The sequence below is a fragment of the Streptomyces coacervatus genome (assembly GCF_029223485.1).
Classification (GTDB): Bacteria; Actinomycetota; Actinomycetes; order Streptomycetales; family Streptomycetaceae; genus Streptomyces; species Streptomyces coacervatus.
In genome coordinates, this window is the sequence record NZ_JARHTP010000006.1 from 220408 (window position 1) to 236212 (window position 15805).

The 15805-nt window shown below is 70.0% G+C and carries 15 protein-coding genes and 1 tRNA gene; 8 read left to right on the plus strand and 8 right to left on the minus strand.

Annotated features, from left to right (window positions below):
• The first annotated feature begins 34 nt into the window (after window positions 1–34).
• Window positions 35–517, plus strand: coding sequence for a GNAT family N-acetyltransferase (locus P2Q00_RS16970; RefSeq protein ID WP_275773371.1), 483 nt, complete (start codon window positions 35–37; stop codon window positions 515–517).
• 136 nt (window positions 518–653) lie between these two features.
• On the opposite strand, the gene P2Q00_RS16975 is transcribed toward P2Q00_RS16970, so the two are convergent.
• The 7 genes from P2Q00_RS16975 to galU all read right to left on the minus strand — a co-directional run bounded on the left by P2Q00_RS16975 (window position 654) and on the right by galU (window position 6197).
• Window positions 654–727: transfer RNA gene (locus P2Q00_RS16975), tRNA-Ala, on the minus strand.
• A 92-nt stretch (window positions 728–819) separates the two neighbouring features.
• Window positions 820–2079 (minus strand): divisome protein SepX/GlpR, encoded by a 1260-nt coding sequence (gene sepX, locus P2Q00_RS16980; protein WP_275773372.1) that lies wholly within the window; start codon window positions 2077–2079, stop codon window positions 820–822.
• A gap of 194 nt (window positions 2080–2273) precedes the next feature.
• The gene (locus P2Q00_RS16985) at window positions 2274–2876 is read right to left on the minus strand and encodes a GNAT family N-acetyltransferase (RefSeq protein ID WP_275773373.1); all 603 of its coding nucleotides are present in this window, start codon (window positions 2874–2876) and stop codon (window positions 2274–2276) included.
• 20 nt (window positions 2877–2896) lie between these two features.
• Window positions 2897–3403: a MogA/MoaB family molybdenum cofactor biosynthesis protein gene (locus P2Q00_RS16990; RefSeq protein WP_275773374.1), complete on the minus strand. Its 507-nt coding sequence runs from the start codon at window positions 3401–3403 to the stop codon at window positions 2897–2899.
• Window positions 3400–3879: a cyclic pyranopterin monophosphate synthase MoaC gene (moaC, locus tag P2Q00_RS16995; protein WP_275773375.1), complete on the minus strand. Its 480-nt coding sequence runs from the start codon at window positions 3877–3879 to the stop codon at window positions 3400–3402. Before moaC ends, P2Q00_RS16990 begins: the two co-directional genes overlap by 4 nt.
• Before the next feature lie 87 nt (window positions 3880–3966).
• Window positions 3967–5289 carry a molybdotransferase-like divisome protein Glp gene (gene glp / locus P2Q00_RS17000; protein ID WP_275773376.1) on the minus strand — a complete coding sequence of 441 codons (1323 nt, stop codon included), beginning with the start codon at window positions 5287–5289 and terminating at the stop codon, window positions 3967–3969.
• A 5-nt stretch (window positions 5290–5294) separates the two neighbouring features.
• The gene (galU, locus tag P2Q00_RS17005) at window positions 5295–6197 is read right to left on the minus strand and encodes a UTP--glucose-1-phosphate uridylyltransferase GalU (RefSeq protein WP_275773377.1); all 903 of its coding nucleotides are present in this window, start codon (window positions 6195–6197) and stop codon (window positions 5295–5297) included.
• A gap of 94 nt (window positions 6198–6291) precedes the next feature.
• On the opposite strand from galU, the gene P2Q00_RS17010 reads away from it, so the two are divergent.
• The gene (locus P2Q00_RS17010) at window positions 6292–6906 is read left to right on the plus strand and encodes a 5-formyltetrahydrofolate cyclo-ligase (RefSeq protein ID WP_275773598.1); all 615 of its coding nucleotides are present in this window, start codon (window positions 6292–6294) and stop codon (window positions 6904–6906) included.
• A 62-nt stretch (window positions 6907–6968) separates the two neighbouring features.
• Here the strand turns inward: P2Q00_RS17010 and P2Q00_RS17015 are convergent, their stop codons facing one another.
• Window positions 6969–9746 carry a penicillin acylase family protein gene (locus P2Q00_RS17015; protein WP_275773378.1) on the minus strand — a complete coding sequence of 926 codons (2778 nt, stop codon included), beginning with the start codon at window positions 9744–9746 and terminating at the stop codon, window positions 6969–6971.
• 239 nt (window positions 9747–9985) lie between these two features.
• On the opposite strand from P2Q00_RS17015, the gene P2Q00_RS17020 reads away from it, so the two are divergent.
• The 6 genes from P2Q00_RS17020 (at window position 9986) to mscL (ending at window position 15777) form a co-directional block, all read left to right on the plus strand.
• The gene (locus P2Q00_RS17020) at window positions 9986–11533 is read left to right on the plus strand and encodes a potassium/proton antiporter (RefSeq protein WP_275773599.1); all 1548 of its coding nucleotides are present in this window, start codon (window positions 9986–9988) and stop codon (window positions 11531–11533) included.
• A 278-nt stretch (window positions 11534–11811) separates the two neighbouring features.
• Window positions 11812–13074, plus strand: a complete 1263-nt coding sequence (locus P2Q00_RS17025; RefSeq protein WP_275773379.1) for an MFS transporter — start codon at window positions 11812–11814, stop codon at window positions 13072–13074.
• Window positions 13075–13141: 67 nt separating this feature from the next.
• Window positions 13142–13462 carry an FmdB family zinc ribbon protein gene (locus tag P2Q00_RS17030; RefSeq protein ID WP_275773380.1) on the plus strand — a complete coding sequence of 107 codons (321 nt, stop codon included), beginning with the start codon at window positions 13142–13144 and terminating at the stop codon, window positions 13460–13462.
• A gap of 98 nt (window positions 13463–13560) precedes the next feature.
• Window positions 13561–14418 carry an S-methyl-5'-thioadenosine phosphorylase gene (locus tag P2Q00_RS17035; RefSeq protein WP_275773381.1) on the plus strand — a complete coding sequence of 286 codons (858 nt, stop codon included), beginning with the start codon at window positions 13561–13563 and terminating at the stop codon, window positions 14416–14418.
• 204 nt (window positions 14419–14622) lie between these two features.
• On the plus strand, window positions 14623–15180 hold the full coding sequence (locus P2Q00_RS17040; protein WP_275773382.1) for a hypothetical protein: 558 nt from the start codon (window positions 14623–14625) through the stop codon (window positions 15178–15180).
• A 138-nt stretch (window positions 15181–15318) separates the two neighbouring features.
• Complete coding sequence (gene mscL / locus P2Q00_RS17045) at window positions 15319–15777, plus strand: large conductance mechanosensitive channel protein MscL (protein WP_275773383.1); 459 nt, start codon at window positions 15319–15321, stop codon at window positions 15775–15777.
• Window positions 15778–15805 lie beyond the last annotated feature (28 nt).

The following is a 15805-nucleotide window of genomic DNA, read 5'->3' on the forward strand; positions in this document are numbered from 1 at the left end:
GACCCGCCGTCTGCATAGGTGTACGATCTTCGACATGAATATACGCCGTGTCTCCTTCGACCACCCGGACGCCGTCAAGCTGAACGACCAGGTCCAGGCCGAATACCACGAGCGCTACGGCGACGGCGGGGACGCCACGTCCCTGGACCCGGCGGACTTCGACCCGCCGAACGGCGTGTACTTCATCGCATACGACGAGAACGACAGCCCCGTGGCCACCGGCGGCTGGCGCAGCCAGGACACGAACGGCGAGGGCAACGTCGACGGGGACGCCGAGCTCAAGCGAATGTACGTGGTGGAGGCGGCCCGTGGCCGCGGCCTCGCCCGGCGCATCCTGGCCGCCCTGGAGGAGGACGCCCGCGCGGCCGGCCGGATACGGATGGTCCTGGAGACGGGCACCAAGCAGCCGGAGGCCATAGCCCTTTACACCTCCAGCGGATACGAGCCCTGCGAGAAGTTCGGCTACTACCGCTCGTACGACGACAGCCGCTGCTTCGCGAAGCCGCTCGGTTCCTGACGAGCGGCCGTCCCAACTCGGCCTGCGGTACACGCCGGTGGCGCGGGACGGGGAACAACGCAAAGATCCCGCCCGATCAACCGATCGGACGGGATCTTTCCAACTCCCCCGAGTCTCCTCGGGTTAGTTGTTGCGGTGGACCTGAGGGGATTTGAACCCCTGGCCCCCTCGATGCGAACGAGGTGCGCTACCGGACTGCGCCACAGGCCCTTGCAACGAGTGAAACTCTAGCACCCCGATCCGCGTGCTTGGAAATCCGTTCCCGCCCCGCCGCGGAGGCAGCGGCACAGGTGGGCGGGGTGCTACTCGTTGGCGGCCCGCGGCCGCTCGCCGTCCTCGTACTGGTCGAACAGCGGCGTACGCCCCCGCTCCCGGGCCCGCCGCGCGGAAGCCGCACGGCGGGCGTCACTGCGCCCGTCGTCGTCCGCCCTGTCCTCCGCGGGGGCTGCCGCGTCCGGTGCCGCGGCGTCGGCGGCCGGTGTCTCCTGGTCCCGGGCCACGGAACTCGACCGTGCCGAGCTCCATGCGTCGGGCGCTCCGAGGTCGACGTCCGAGGTGGCCCGCGGAGCGACCGGGGCGGTCACGTACGTCGGCAGCGGCACCGGCACCGGATCCCAGCTGTCGCCGTGTCCGGGCCGCCGCTGCCGCTCGCGCTGCTGGTCCACCCACTCGGCGTGGTCGGTCTGCTCGACGAGGGCACGCCGGTCGGCGGCGAGCGCGGACAGTCCGGGGTCGGTGTCCTGTCCTGGTCCGCCGTCCGATTCGTCGGCGTCCGCTTCGGTGGCGGCCGTGCGCCGACGCGGCTGGCGGGCGCGCTCCCGGAGCCGCTCGGCGGCGACCTCGGCGCGGCGCCGGTCCATCTGGAAGGCGAAGCGGCGTCGCTCCTGGGAGCGCAGGTACACGATGTACGCGCTGAGCAGCACGGCGGGCACGCCGGGCGCCCAGAGGAACGCGAGCCCCCCGACCGCGGCGACGACCGTGCCGAGCGTGAACGCGACGAAGAGCATCACGGTGGTGCGCCGACGCCGCGCGAGCGCCTTCGTGCGCCGAGCGCGCGCCACCGCCGCTTCCTCCGCGGGCGTGCGCCGCGGCACGGGCACGCGCTTCCGTGCCGGGGCGGGGGCCGGTGCGGGTGCCGGGGCTTCCGCCTTCTCCCGGGCCGGCGCCTGCTCCCGAGCCGGCGCCTGCTCCCGGGCCGGCGCATGATCTCGGGCCGACGCCTGTTCTCGTGCCGGTTGTGCCCGCCCTTCCGGCTGCGCCGGTACGTCCGCGCGCACCTGAGGGCGGGCCGGAGGCATGGCGAAGGCCCGGACGTCCACCGAGTCGGTGACGGCGTCCGGACGACCGGCGCTGGACTCCCCCTCCTCGGTGGAGCGCGCCTGCAGGTCCTTGGCGTATCGGCGCTCCATACCCGCCCGTCCGGACAGCAGCCGGATGGCGGTGCTGAAGCGTTCCGTCGGACGGGCCTCGTTCAGCTCGTCCTGCCTACGGAGCCACATCGGCACCAAGTAGGCGGCCCAGGCCCCGACAATGACTGCGTAGATGAGGCCGCTGCTGCTCACGCCTCACACGGTAGAGGGGTTTGCGTGAGGCCATCTGCCAATTGAGCCGGTGTGTCGCACGATCTGGCTGATATTTCGAACTTTTTTTGTGACCGATGCGATCAGCACCCCACCGAGGGCGTGAATTTAGCGCCTTGAGGTGGTCGCTGCGCGATCAATTTCGAACACATATTCAATTTACCGGGACTGCCGGACTATGCGGGATTACCCCGAGTACGTGCCCGCTGCCAGCGGTTGAGCAACCCGTCGGGCACCTCTTCCGCAGTGAGCGCGAAGACGAGGTGGTCGCGCCAGGCTCCGTCGATGTGGAGATAACGCGGCCTGAGGCCCTCCTCACGGAATCCGAGTTTCTCCACGACCCGGCGGCTGGGCCCGTTCTCGGGGCGAATGCAGACCTCGATGCGGTGCAGTCCGACGGCCCGGAAACAGTGGTCCACGACAAGTGCCACGGAGGTCGGCATCACACCACGTCCGGCCACCGACTCGTCCACCCAGTAGCCGATGTGGCCAGAGCACATGGAGCCCCAGGTGATTCCGGCGACCGTCAGCTGCCCGACCAGCCGCCCCTGGTACTCGATGACGAACGGCAGCATCCGGCCGGAGCCGGCCTCGGAGCGAAGGTGCCGGACCATCTGGCGATACGTCGGCCGGTGCGCGATCGGCCCGCTCGGGGTGGGCGGCGGAATGGTCGCCTCCCAGGGACGCAGCCAGTCCCGGTTGCGCCGGTTGACCTCGCGCCAGGCCCGCTGGTCGCGCAGCTTTATCGGCCTCAGGACGATGTCGCCGTCCGTCAGCACGACGGGCCAGGATGGGCTGTTCAGCTCGCACCCCCACTGGTGGCGCCGGGTCTGGGGTGGTCGCCGCCGCGGATCTGCTCGACGGCGTGGATCAGGACGGGCTCCAGGACGGCCAGTCCGTCCCGCACCCCACCGGTGGAACCCGGCAGATTGACGATCAGTGTCCCTCCCGCCACTCCGGCCAGGCCCCGGGAGAGCGCGGCGGTGGGCACCTTCTCCCGTCCGAACGCCCTGATGGCCTCCGCGATGCCCGGCACCTCGTAGTCGATCACCTTGCGTGTGGCCTCGGGTGTGCGGTCGGTCGGTGAGATGCCGGTGCCTCCGGTGGTCACGATCACGTCGTACCCAGCCTCGGCCCCGGTCCGCAGGGCGGCCTCCACGGGGTCGCCGTCGGGGACGACCTGCGGTCCGTCCACGGCGAAGCCGAAGCCCCTCAGGCCGTCGGCGATCAGCGGGCCGCCCTTGTCCTCGTAGACGCCCGCGGCAGCACGGTTGGAGGCGGTGACCACCAGAGCGCGATAGGTCATGTCCGGCTCCAGTCGCCCGACTTGCCGCCCGTCTTCTCCTCCACCCGTACGTCCGTGATGACCGCTCCCTTGTCGACCGCCTTGACCATGTCGATCACGGTGAGCGCGGCGACGGAGACGGCTGTGAGGGCCTCCATCTCGACGCCCGTGCGGTCCGTGGTCCTGACGGTGGCCAGGATCTCGACGGCGTCGTCCGCGACCGACAGATCCAGTTTCACACCGGTCACCGACAACGGGTGGCACAGCGGGATGAGGTCCGGGGTGCGCTTGGCGCCCATGATGCCCGCGATGCGCGCGGTGGCGAGGGCGTCGCCCTTGGGGACTCCCTCACCGCGCAGCAGCTCGACCACTCGGGGCGAGACCAGGACGCGTCCGCTGGCGCGGGCGGTGCGCGCGGTCACGTCCTTGCCGGACACGTCGACCATGCGGGCGGCGCCCGCGTCGTCGATGTGCGTCAGTCGATCGTCCGTACTCATTGGTTGTGTGGCGCTCCCGGTCCGGGCCCCTCGCGGTGCGGTGCGTGGGGTTGTTGTGCGCGACACGGTATCGCGGGCCAGGGGCGCTCAGCCGAGCAGGACGACCTCGACCTCGGTGCCGGGCTCGACGGACTCCACGTCCTCGGGGACGACGATCAGCGCGTCGGCCTGTGCGAGGGCCGCCACCAGGTGGGATCCGGCGCCGCCGACCGGGGTCACGGAGCCGTCGGCGTACGCCCCCCGCAGGAACTGTCTGCGGCCCTTCGGCGAGGTCAGCGCCTTGCTGGCGGTGAGGGTCGCGCGGGTGCGCGGCCGGTGGACGTCGTCGAGCCCCATGAGGGTGCGGATCGCGGGGCGGACGAAGAGCTCGAAGGAGACGTACGACGACACCGGGTTGCCGGGGAGTGCCAGCAGCGGGGTGTGGTCCGGGCCGATGGAGCCGAAGCCCTGGGGCTTGCCGGGCTGCATGGCGAGCTTGCGGAAGTCGATGCCGCTGCCCGGCTCGTCCTCGTCGCCGACGTAGGACAGCGCCTCCTTGACGACGTCGTACGCCCCGACGCTCACGCCGCCCGTGGTGACCATGAGGTCGGCGCGGACGAGCTGGTCCTCGATGGTGTTGCGGAGGGTTTCCGCGTCGTCGGCGACGGCGCCCACGCGGTAGGCGATGGCGCCGGCGTCGCGGGCGGCGGCGGTGAGGGCGAAGCTGTTGGAGTCGTAGATCTGGCCGCTGCCCAGTTCCTCGTCGGGCTGGACGAGTTCGCTGCCGGTGGACATGACGACCACACGCGGGCGCGGGCGCACCCGTACCGTGCCGCGGCCGATCGCGGCGAGCAGGGCGATCTGCGGCGGGCCGAGGACCGTACCGGCCTCGAGGGCGCGGTCCCCGGCCTTCACATCGCTGCCCTTAGCGCGTACATGCGCGCGTGCCTCGGCCGGGCGGTGCACGCGCACGTGCCCCTCGGCGCCCTCGGGGGCCAGGGCTCGGGCGCGCATCCCGGTCACCGGGCCCTCGCCCAGGCCTCCGTCGGTCCACTCGACGGGGACGACGGTCTCCGCGCCGGGCGGCAGCGGAGCGCCGGTCATGATGCGGGCGGCCTGGCCGGGGCCCACATGGAGCAGTTCGGCCTGGCCCGCCGCGACGTCCCCGACCACGTCCAGGACGGCGGGGAACTCCTCGCTCGCGCCCGCGACATCCGCGACCCGCACCGCGTACCCGTCCATGGAGCTGTTGTCGAACGGCGGCAGTGAGAGGGGCACCGTGACGTCCTCGACCAGGACGCAGCCCTGGGCGTCGAGGAGCTGCAGCTCGATGGGTTCCAGGGGGCGGACGGTCGTGAGGATGTCCTCCAGGTGTTCGTCCACCGACCACAGGTGGTCCCGGCCGGTGGTGCGGGGCGCGGCGCTGCTCAACGTTGCTACATCTCCTCGGCTACGTAACTGCGAAGCCAGGTCCGGAAGTCCGGGCCCAGGTCTTCACGTTCGCATGCGAGTCTGACAATGGCACGCAGGTAGTCGCCGCGGTCGCCGGTGTCATAGCGGCGGCCCTTGAAGACGACGCCGTGCACGGGGCCGCCGACCTTCTCGTCCGCGGCGAGCTGCTGCAGGGCGTCGGTGAGCTGGATCTCGTTGCCGCGGCCCGGCTCGGTCTTGCGCAGTATGTCGAAGATGTGCGGGTCGAGGACATAGCGGCCGATGATCGCGTAGTTCGACGGAGCGTCCGCCGCGGCCGGCTTCTCGACCAGGTCGTGGACCTTGACCACATCGGCGTCGTCGGTGGGGTCGACGGCAGCGCAGCCGTAGAGGTGGATCTGCTCGGGTGCGACCTCCATGAGCGCGATGACGCTGCCGCCGCGCTGCTCCTGGACCTCGACCATGCGGGCGAGGAGCGGGTCGCGCGGGTCGATCAGGTCGTCGCCGAGGAGGACGGCGAAGGGCTCGTGGCCGACGTGCGGGGCGGCGCACAGCACCGCGTGGCCGAGGCCCCTGGGGTCGCCCTGGCGCACATAGTGCATGGTCGCGAGGTCGCTGGACTCCTGGACCTTGGCGAGCCGACCCGCGTCGCCCTTCTTCTGGAGGGCGGACTCGAGCTCGTAGTTGCGGTCGAAGTGGTCCTCCAGGGGGCGCTTGTTGCGGCCCGTGATCATGAGGACGTCGTCGAGGCCCGCCGACACGGCCTCTTCGACCACGTATTGAATCGCCGGCTTGTCGACGACCGGCAGCATCTCCTTGGGAGTGGCTTTGGTGGCCGGCAGGAACCGGGTGCCGAGGCCTGCTGCGGGGATGACAGCCTTGCTGATCCTGGGGTGCGACTGGGTCATGGCCGCAACCTTATCCGGTGCCTTTGCAGGGAATCTGTAGCTCCGGTTAATTGGCTCTCATATGAGCGCATAAGGAAGGGTACGGGTGCGACCTGTGAGTCACATCGGACGTGCGGCCGAGCCTGACAAGCGAATGTTGCGGCGAGAGTTCCTCGCGGTGAGAAACAGATTGACGGCCGATGACGTGCGGGAAGCCGCGGCCGCGCTGGCCGGGCGCGCGCTCGAACTGCCCGAACTGGCGCACGCGCGCACGGTGGCGGCGTACGTCTCGGTGGGGAGCGAGCCGGGGACGCTCGCGCTGCTGGATGTGCTGCATGCGCGGGGCGTGCGCGTCCTGCTGCCGGCGCTCCTCGCGGACAACGATCTCGACTGGGGCGCCTACGACGGGGAGGGCTCCCTCGCGCGCGTCCAACACGGCGGAAAAATGGCCCTCTTCGAGCCCCTCGGCGAACGTCTCGGCCCGGACGCCGTGACCGGGGCCGATGTCGTGCTGCTGCCCGGTCTTGCGGTCGACGCGCGCGGGATGCGGCTGGGGCGCGGCGGGGGGTCGTACGACCGTGTCCTCGCCCGCCTGGAGCGCGCGGACGCCCACCCCGCGCTGGTGGTGCTCCTGTACGACTCGGAGGTCGTCGGGCACGTCCCTGAGGAGGCCCATGACCGGCCGGTGCAGGCGGTGGTGACACCGTCGGCGGTACGGCGGTTCACATGAGAAGTGCCCTCCACGCGCGCGTGGAGGGCACTTTCCGTGGCCGATGACCTATGGCCGGTGGTTCATGGCTTCAGCACCAGGGCGTCGCTCGTGTTCTTGTCGACGGCCTTGTCCGAGAAGTTCCAGTCGAGCAGTTCGCCCTTGACCCACTTGCTCGTCTGGTCGGTGTAGTGCGCGCTGTAGGCGTGCCCCGAAGCACCGGTGAGGTTGATCCACTTCGACTTGTCGAGGTCGCCGAGGTTGACCACCATGCGCATCGACGGCACCCAGACGACGCCGTATCCGCCGGCGGCGTTCCAGCCGGTGGCGTTGACCGTCGCCTCGCCGCCGCTGAGCTTCCAGGGGCCGCGGTTGAGGACGTACTTCAGGAAACCGGGGCCGTCGGTGCCGAGGGTCTGGTTCTTCAGGAACAGGCGGTGCAGCCGGCCCCAGCTCCAGGTGTCGATGTCCTTGCCGAGCTTGGCGGTCAGCTCCCAGCGGGCGTCGATCATGGCGCGCTTGAACAGGTCGTCGCGGTTGTCGCTCGCGCCCGGCCGGGTGAGCGACTTGGGCGTGGACCACCAGTCGCTCTTCGGGTTGTCCATGAGCCCCCGGACGACCTCGAACCAGCGGTCGCCGCCGTCCGGCTGTGCCTGGTCGGCGTCGCGCTGGCCGCACTCGCGCACCTTGTTGGTCTCGTCCGCGGGCCCGGTGGTGTTGATGGGGTCCACCCACAGGCACTGGCCCTCGACCCGCAGCTCCTTTGGCAGCTTGTTGCCGAAGGCGAGCTTGAGGATGTTGCGCCAGACCGAGTTGAAGTAGGCGGCCGCCGCCGAGTCGGCGTCCTGGGTGTAGTCCCAGCCCTCCAGGAGCTCCTGCGCCTCGCGGACGGCCTTCGCTCCGCTGGTGTCCTTGTCCTTGATGTCGATCTTCAGCAGCGCGGGCACGAGCAGCCTGGCGATCTCACTGCTGTTGTCCAGCTGCATCTGGCGCATGTCGTCGGTGGACATCTTGCCGCCGCCCTTGATCTTCGACTCGATCAGGTCGGTGATGCGCTGGCTGCGGGTGCCGTAGCCCCAGTCCGTGGTGAGCGTGTAGGGGTACTTGTCCTTGTCGATCACGGCCTGGTTGGCGGTGACGATGTAGCCGCGCTGCGGGTTGTACTCGTAGGGCAGCTCGTCCTGCGGGATGTATCCGGTCCACTTGTAGCCGGAGTCCCAGCCCGGCGCGGGGATCGAGCCGTCGTCCTTCTTCGCGCGCGTGGGGATCTTTCCGGGCAGCGTGTAGCCGATGTTGGTCTTGTCGGCGTAGACGAGGTTCTGCGAGGGCACGTCGAACAGGGTGGCCGCGGAACGGAAGTCGCTCCAGTTCGACGCCCTGTCCATGGCGAAGACGGCGTCCATGGCGGTGCCCGGGTCGAGCGCGGTCCAGCGCAGTGCGATGCCGTAGCCGTCGCCGCGGTCGGGTGCGGCGGTGTTGACGGCGGCCTTCTTGCCGACCGTCACGAGCTCGTCGTCGCGGTCGGAGAGCAGGGGCATGCCGTCCGCGGTCTGGCGGACGACGATCGTCTTGGACTTGCCGCCGGCGACCTTGATGGTCTCCTCGCGGGTCTTGAACGGCCGCACCGTGCCGTCGTAGAGGTAGCCGTCGCCGGAGACCTTCTCCAGATACAGGTCGGTGACGTCGACACCGGAGTTGGTCATGCCCCAGGCGATGTTCTGGTTGTGGCCGATGACCACGCCGGGCATGCCCGCGAAGGTGTAACCGGTCACGTCGTACTGGCACTTGCTGGAGACGGTGCGGCAGTGCAGGCCCATCTGGTACCAGACGGACGGCAGCGAGGCCGACAGGTGCGGGTCGTTGGCCAGCAGCGGGTGGCCGGTGATGGTGTGACTCCCGGCGACGACCCAGGAGTTGGAGCCGATGCCCTGGCCGTTCACGCCGACGGCCGTGGGCACGTTGTCCAGGACCTTGTAGAGACCCGACAGCTGGCTCGTCAGGGCCGAGCCCGCCGACGACGTCGACGCGCCCGTGGCAGAGCTCGTGGACGAGCCACTCGTGGACGAGCTGCCGTTCTGCTCGAACGTCTTGGTGAGCGCGTTGTACTGGCCCTCCTGGACGATCGCCTTGTTGCGGCTGTACGGGTAGTCCGGGTACAGGTCGTCGATCTGCTGGGGGCCGAGGCGGCTGGTCATCAGGGCGCGGTCGATCTCGTCCTGCATATTGCCGCGCAGGTCCCAGGCCATCGCCTTCAGCCAGGAGACCGAGTCGACCGGGGTCCACTGCGCGGGCTTGTAGTCATTGGTGAAGCCCAGCGCCGCGTACTCCAGGGAGATGTCCTTGCCGCCCTTGCCCTGCAGATAGGCGTTGACTCCCTTGGCGTACGCCTGGAGGTACTTCTTGGTGGAGGCCGACAACTTGGTGTCGTACTCCTTCTTCGCCACCCGGTCCCAGCCCAGGGTGCGCAGGAACTCGTCGTTCTTGACCTGCCCCTTGCCGAACATCTCCGACAGGCGCCCGGAGGTCATGTGCCGGCGCACATCCATCTCGTAGAACCGGTCCTGCGCCTGGACATAGCCCTGCGCCATGAACAGGTCCTCGTCGGAGGAGGCGTAGATCTGCGGGATGCCGTAGCCGTCGCGCTTGACGTCGACGGGACCTGACAGGCCGTCGAGGGTGATCGAGCCCTTCGTCTGCGGGAACGAGGCACGGACGGTGCTGATGGACCAGTACGCCCCGTAGGCGACGCCTCCGATGATGGCCAGGACCAGTACCAGCACGACCAATCGGGCTTTGCGCCCCTTCTTCCTGCCGGACTTGCCGGGCTTGTCACCCGTTGTGGCGGTGGTGTTGGGGGGCATCGCTGTCCTTGCTGTCCTAACGCGAGCGGCAGACGGGCTGTGACGTTGAATGAGCGCTGGAGCAACCATAGGCGCAGGGCCCTGCGGGCCTTGACGCGGAGTCGGGAACGAGCGCGGGCGAGTGTTCGATCTCGCCTCGGCAAGCGTCAAGAAATCGTCAAGAGTTAGGTAAGGTAACGAAGTACCTGGGTGCGGAGTGTCTCGACTTCGTGTCCTATGTACGTGAGCTCCCGCGCGGGATGCGTGTGAGCCAGGGAAGGGAACGGCCGCTGACTGTCCACCATCTCGACCAGCTTCTGCTCGTCTGCTCGCTCGTCCTGCTCGTCGCCGTGGCAGCGGTCCGGATCTCCTCGCGCAGCGGGCTCCCCAGCCTGCTCGTGTACCTGGGGATCGGGGTCCTCATGGGCCAGGACGGGATCGGCAACATCCACTTCAACAACGCCGAGCTGACCCAGGTCATCGGATACGCGGCCCTCGTCGTGATCCTGGCCGAGGGCGGTCTGGGCACGAAGTGGAAGGAGATCAAGCCGGCCCTGCCGGCCGCCTCCGCGCTGGCACTGGGCGGGGTCGCGGTGAGCGTGGGGGTCACGGCCTCGGCCGCGCACTTCCTGATCGGGCTGGAGTGGCGGCAGGCGCTGATCGTCGGGGCGGTCGTCTCCTCGACGGACGCGGCGGCGGTCTTCTCGGTGCTGCGGAAAATCCCCCTCCCCGCGCGCGTGACGGGCACGCTGGAGGCCGAGTCCGGCTTCAACGACGCCCCGGTCGTCATCCTGGTGGTCGCCTTCTCCACGGCCGGCCCGGTCGACCACTGGTATGTGCTGCTGGGCGAGATAGCTCTGGAACTCGCCATCGGCGCGGCCATCGGCCTCGCGGTGGGCTGGCTCGGCTCCTGGGGCCTCAGGCACGTCGCGCTGCCCGCCTCCGGCCTCTACCCGATCGCCGTCATGGCGATCGCCGTCACCGCGTACGCGGGCGGCGCACTGGCGCACGGCAGCGGCTTCCTGGGCGTCTACCTCGCCTCGATGATGATGGGCAACGCGAAGCTGCCCCACTGGCCCGCCACCCGCGGCTTCGCCGACGGACTCGGCTGGATCGCCCAGATCGGCATGTTCGTCCTGCTCGGCCTGCTGGTCACCCCGCACGAGCTCGGTGACGACGTATGGCCCGCACTCGTCATCGGCCTGGTGCTGACCATGGTGGCGCGCCCGCTGAGCGTGGTGCTGTGCCTGACACCCTTCCGGGTGCCCTGGCAGGAGCAGACCCTGATGTCCTGGGCCGGGCTGCGCGGCGCGGTCCCCATCATCCTGGCGACGATCCCGATGGTGCAGGGCGTGGACGCCAGCCGCCGCATCTTCAACATCGTCTTCGTCCTGGTCGTCGTCTACACCCTGGTCCAGGGTCCGACGCTGCCGTGGCTCGCCCGCACACTGCGCCTGGGCCAGGACGCCGAGGCCGCCGACCTCGGCATCGAGTCCGCCCCCCTGGAGCGGCTGCGCGGGCATCTGCTGTCCGTCGCGATCCCCGAGGGGTCGAAGATGCACGGCGTCGAGGTGGCCGAGCTGCGCCTGCCGGCCGGGGCCGCCGTCACCCTCGTCGTACGCGAAGGAAAATCGTTTGTCCCCCTGCCCACGACGGTGCTGCGGCGCGGCGACGAACTGCTCGTCGTCGCCACGGACCCGGTGCGGGACGCGGCGGAGCGGCGGCTGCGCTCGGTCGGCCATGGCGGCAAGCTGGCCGGGTGGCTCGGGACGAACGGGGCGGGGACGGAAGCCGGGGCTGGGCGTTAATGGTGTGTTTCGTACGGTTCACACCTTCGGTAATCGCAGGTGAACGCGCGCATGGTGCTCGTTTTCACAGGCATACCTGGCCTTGATCCCTGTAGGATGAAGGCGCACCCTGATCGAACCAACTCTGTCTGACGCAGAGCTGGCGCGACCGTATGGCGGCCGGGACGTCCTGAGCAGTGGACCGCCGGTATCTACCGCAGTTCCGCGCAAGAGGACAGCTCTCGGCGCCGCCACCCACCAAGGGGGCCGCGCTACCAGGCGGCAGAAAGGCACGGGCCGTGGCATCCACGGTCACCTCCCGCCCGGGCTACGGACAGCTGCTGCGCACCCGCGGCGCCTGGACGTTCCTGCTCCCCGGCTTCGCGGCACGCCAGCCGTTCGCGATGCTCACCATCTCCATCGTGCTGCTCGTGCAGCACACCACCGGCTCGTACGGCGCGGCGGGCGCCGCGGCCGCCGTCACCGGCGTCTCCATGGCACTGTTCGCGCCCTACAGCGGGCGTCTCGCCGACCGCTACGGACAGCGCGCCGTCCTGATCCCGGGCGTGCTGCTGCACTCGCTGTCGGGCCTGACCCTGACGGCACTCGCGCTGGCCCACGCGCCCCTGTGGGCACTGTTCGTCGCGGCCGTGCCGACCGGCGCCTCGGTGCCGCAGGTCGGCCCCATGGTGCGCGCCCGCTGGGGCGCGAAGCTCCAGGGCACGCCCCTGATGACCACCGCGGCCGCCTTCGAGTCCGTCACCGACGAGCTGACCTTCGTCTTCGGCCCGCTCCTGGCCACCGCCCTGTGCACCGCCGTCACCCCGGCCGCGGGCCTGGTGACGGAGGCGTCGCTGACGCTGCTCGGCGGTCTGCTGTTCGCGGCACAGAAGAGCACACAGCCCGCGGTCACCGCCGCCGGGCACGCGCGCGTGGAGCACGCTTCGGCTCTTCACGTCCCTGGTGTGCGCGTGCTGATCGTGGCCTTCCTCGGCATCGGCTCCGTCTTCGGCGGCATGCAGGTCTCGCTGGCCGCGTTCACCGAGTCGATCGGGGAGCCCGGCCTGAACGGCGTCCTCTACGGCGTCTTCGCCGCGGGCAACATGCTCTCCGGCATCGTCTGCGGCGCCGTCGCCTGGAAGGTGGCCCCGCAGCGGCGCCTCGTGGTGGGCTACGGCGGGCTCGCGCTGACGGCCTCCGGACTGTGGGCCGCGCACTCCGTGCTCGTCCTGGCCGGTCTCGGCCTGCTCGTCGGCATGTGCATCGCGCCCGCACTGATCACCGGCTACACGCTCGTCGAGAGCCTGGTCCCGGCCGGCGCCCGCACCGAGGCCTTCACCTGGCTGACCGGTGCGGTGGCGCTGGGCCAGGCGGCGGCCGTCACGGTCGCCGGACAGCTGGAGGACCGCTTCTGGGGCGGCGCCGGATTCCTGGTGCCGGCGGGCGGCACGGTGCTCGCCCTGGCGACCCTTCTGACCCTCCGGTCACGGCTGACGGCACGGCCGCGCAGCCTGACCGTCGCACGTGGCGTCGGTCACCGCATGCCGGTGACGGTGGACTGATCCCCGGGAATACGTCACTATGGACCCTCGTTAGCACTCATTGAGTGAGAGTGCCAGGAGGAAGACAGTGCCCACCTACCAGTACCAGTGCACCGAGTGCGGCGAGGGCCTCGAGGCGGTGCAGAAGTTCACCGACGACGCCCTGACCGAGTGCCCCAACTGCGGTGGCCGCCTGAAGAAGGTGTTCTCCGCGGTCGGCATTGTCTTCAAGGGCTCCGGCTTCTACCGGAACGACAGCCGCGGCTCCTCGTCGAGCAGCTCGCCGGCGTCGTCGTCCTCGAAGTCGTCGACGTCCACGTCGTCGTCCTCGGACTCGAAGTCGTCTTCGTCCTCGGACTCCAAGTCGTCGAGCACGGGCACCTCGTCCAGCAGCAGCTCCGCCGCGTAGGTCTCACTTCCGGGGCCCTGTCGTCGTACGACGGCAGGGTCTTCGGTGTTTCCGGAGCCCCTCTCTTCGCGCCGCAGGGGCCGGATACTGTGCTGGCCATGGCGAATGCAGAGATCGGTTCAGACATCGGTGCAGAGATCGGTGTGATCGGCGGCTCGGGCTTCTACTCGTTCCTCGACGACGTGACCGAGGTCCAGGTGGACACCCCCTACGGGCCGCCCAGCGACACCCTCTTCCTCGGCGAGATCGCCGGTCGGCGGGTCGCCTTCCTGCCCCGCCACGGACGCGGTCACCATCTGCCGCCGCACCGGATCAACTACCGGGCCAACCTGTGGGCGCTGCGGTCGGTCGGCGTACGGCAGGTGCTCGGGCCGTGCGCGGTGGGGGGTCTGCGCCCCGAGTACGGGCCGGGCACGCTGCTGGTGCCGGACCAGCTGGTCGACCGTACGAAGTCCCGGGTGGGGACGTATTTCGACGGGCTGCCGCTGCCCGGCGGCAGCATCCCGAACGTGGTGCATGTGTCCCTGGCCGACCCCTACTGCCCCGTCGGCCGTGCGGCCGCGCTGAAGGCCGCGCGCGGCCGGGACTGGGAACCGGTGGACGGCGGCACGCTGGTGGTGGTCGAGGGGCCGCGCTTCTCGACCCGCGCAGAATCGTTGTGGCATCAGGCGCAGGGCTGGTCGGTGGTCGGCATGACCGGCCATCCCGAGGCGGCGCTCGCCCGTGAACTGGAGCTGTGCTACTCGACGATGACGCTGGTCACCGACCTCGACGCGGGCGCCGAGACCGGCGAGGGCGTCTCGCACGACGAGGTGCTGCAGGTGTTCGCCGCGAACGTGGACCGGCTGCGGGGTGTGCTGTTCGACGCGGTGGCCGCCCTGCCGGCGAACGAGGACCGGGACTGCCTGTGCACTAAGGCGCTGGGCGGGATGGATCCGGGGTTCGAGCTGCCGTAGCGCGGTGGCGGGGGTTCGAGGCGGGGGCTTCGAGGCGGGGGCTTCGAGGCGGGGCTTCCACAGGGCGGAACTTCCCGTTCGGGTGAGGGAGTTGTCCACAACCCGTCGGTAGTCCACCGGCCTCGGCGGAGATCGGCGAAAGGCCTCATCGTGGGCCTGCAAGGCGATTCCTCGCTGACTCCTCGATGCAGGTGGTGATTCCGCATGTCCCTCCCTCCTCCGCCCCTCTTCCCCTCTCCTGCCTCCTCGCACCCGCCCGGTACCGACACCCCCGCCACGTGCGAGGTTCCGCACTTCGCTCCCGTGCGGGTGCGCGGCGGGCGATATCAGCTACGGCGACTCGTACGGCACCGGAGGCGAGCCGTGGCCGCGGGCCTCGCCCTTACCGCGGCCGCACTGGTGGCGGCGGGTCCGCGGGATGCCGACCGGGCGCGTGGGCATCCGGTGGCGGAGCCGCTGCGAAAGCACCGCGCCGTCGAGATGGTGGCCGCGCCGGTGCGGATCGCCGACGCGGCCACGGTCCGGCTACTGCGGCCCGGTGACCGGGTGGACGTGGTTGCAGCCCAGGAGACGGCGACGGGCGGCGACGCCCGCGTGGTCGCGCGCGGGGCGCGGGTGACGAAAGTGCCGGACCCCTTGGACAGCGGGACCGCCAACGCGGCCGACAGCGGGGCGCTGGTCGTGCTCTCGGTTCCTCGTTCCACCGCGGCACATCTCGCCGGTGCGAGCGCGACGGCACGGCTGGCGGTGACGGTGTGCTGATCCGCGATGTGCGAATCCTGCGTGGATTCCTGTCAGGCCCCTCGTTCGAGCCACCCCATGGGGCTGGGCGGTCTCGCGTTGCCGTAGGTTGCGGAACTGTTTGTTCCCCAACCTGTGCGTGCGAGAAGAGGCCCCTAGGTGAGCGAGAAGAAGGAACCGAACATCTTGCAGGGCTTCAAGGCCTTCCTGATGCGCGGAAACGTCGTCGATCTGGCGGTGGCGGTGGTCATCGGAGCCGCGTTCACCAACATTGTGAGCTCGGTGGTGAAGGGGATCATCAATCCTCTGGTCGGGGCAATCGGGACCACGAACCTCGACAACTACAAGTCGTGCCTGAGCGAGTCGTGCCAGGGCAACCAGGGGATCCAGCTCCTGTGGGGCTCGGTCCTCGGCGCCACGCTCACCTTCGTGATCACCGCGGCCGTCGTCTACTTCCTGATGGTGCTGCCCATGTCGAAGTACCTCGCGCGGCAGGAGGCCCGCAAGAAGGCGCGGGAGGGCGCCCACGAGGTGATCGAGGTGACCGAGCTGGAGGTGCTCAAGGAGATCCGGGACGCGCTGGTCGCGCAGCGTGGGAACGGGCACAACGAGCACTAGGCGGTCTTGGCGGGCGCTTGGCGGCGGC

Coding starts and splice junctions, on each gene's coding strand:
- P2Q00_RS16970 (WP_275773371.1), top strand. CDS start 35: ATGAATATACGCCGTGTCTCCTTCGACCACCCGGACGCCGTCAAGCTG.
- P2Q00_RS16990 (WP_275773374.1), bottom strand. CDS start 3,403: ATGACCTATCGCGCTCTGGTGGTCACCGCCTCCAACCGTGCTGCCGCG.
- moaC (WP_275773375.1), bottom strand. CDS start 3,879: ATGAGTACGGACGATCGACTGACGCACATCGACGACGCGGGCGCCGCC.
- galU (WP_275773377.1), bottom strand. CDS start 6,197: ATGACCCAGTCGCACCCCAGGATCAGCAAGGCTGTCATCCCCGCAGCA.
- P2Q00_RS17015 (WP_275773378.1), bottom strand. CDS start 9,746: ATGCCCCCCAACACCACCGCCACAACGGGTGACAAGCCCGGCAAGTCC.
- P2Q00_RS17020 (WP_275773599.1), top strand. CDS start 9,986: ATGCGTGTGAGCCAGGGAAGGGAACGGCCGCTGACTGTCCACCATCTC.
- P2Q00_RS17035 (WP_275773381.1), top strand. CDS start 13,561: ATGGCGAATGCAGAGATCGGTTCAGACATCGGTGCAGAGATCGGTGTG.
- P2Q00_RS17040 (WP_275773382.1), top strand. CDS start 14,623: ATGTCCCTCCCTCCTCCGCCCCTCTTCCCCTCTCCTGCCTCCTCGCAC.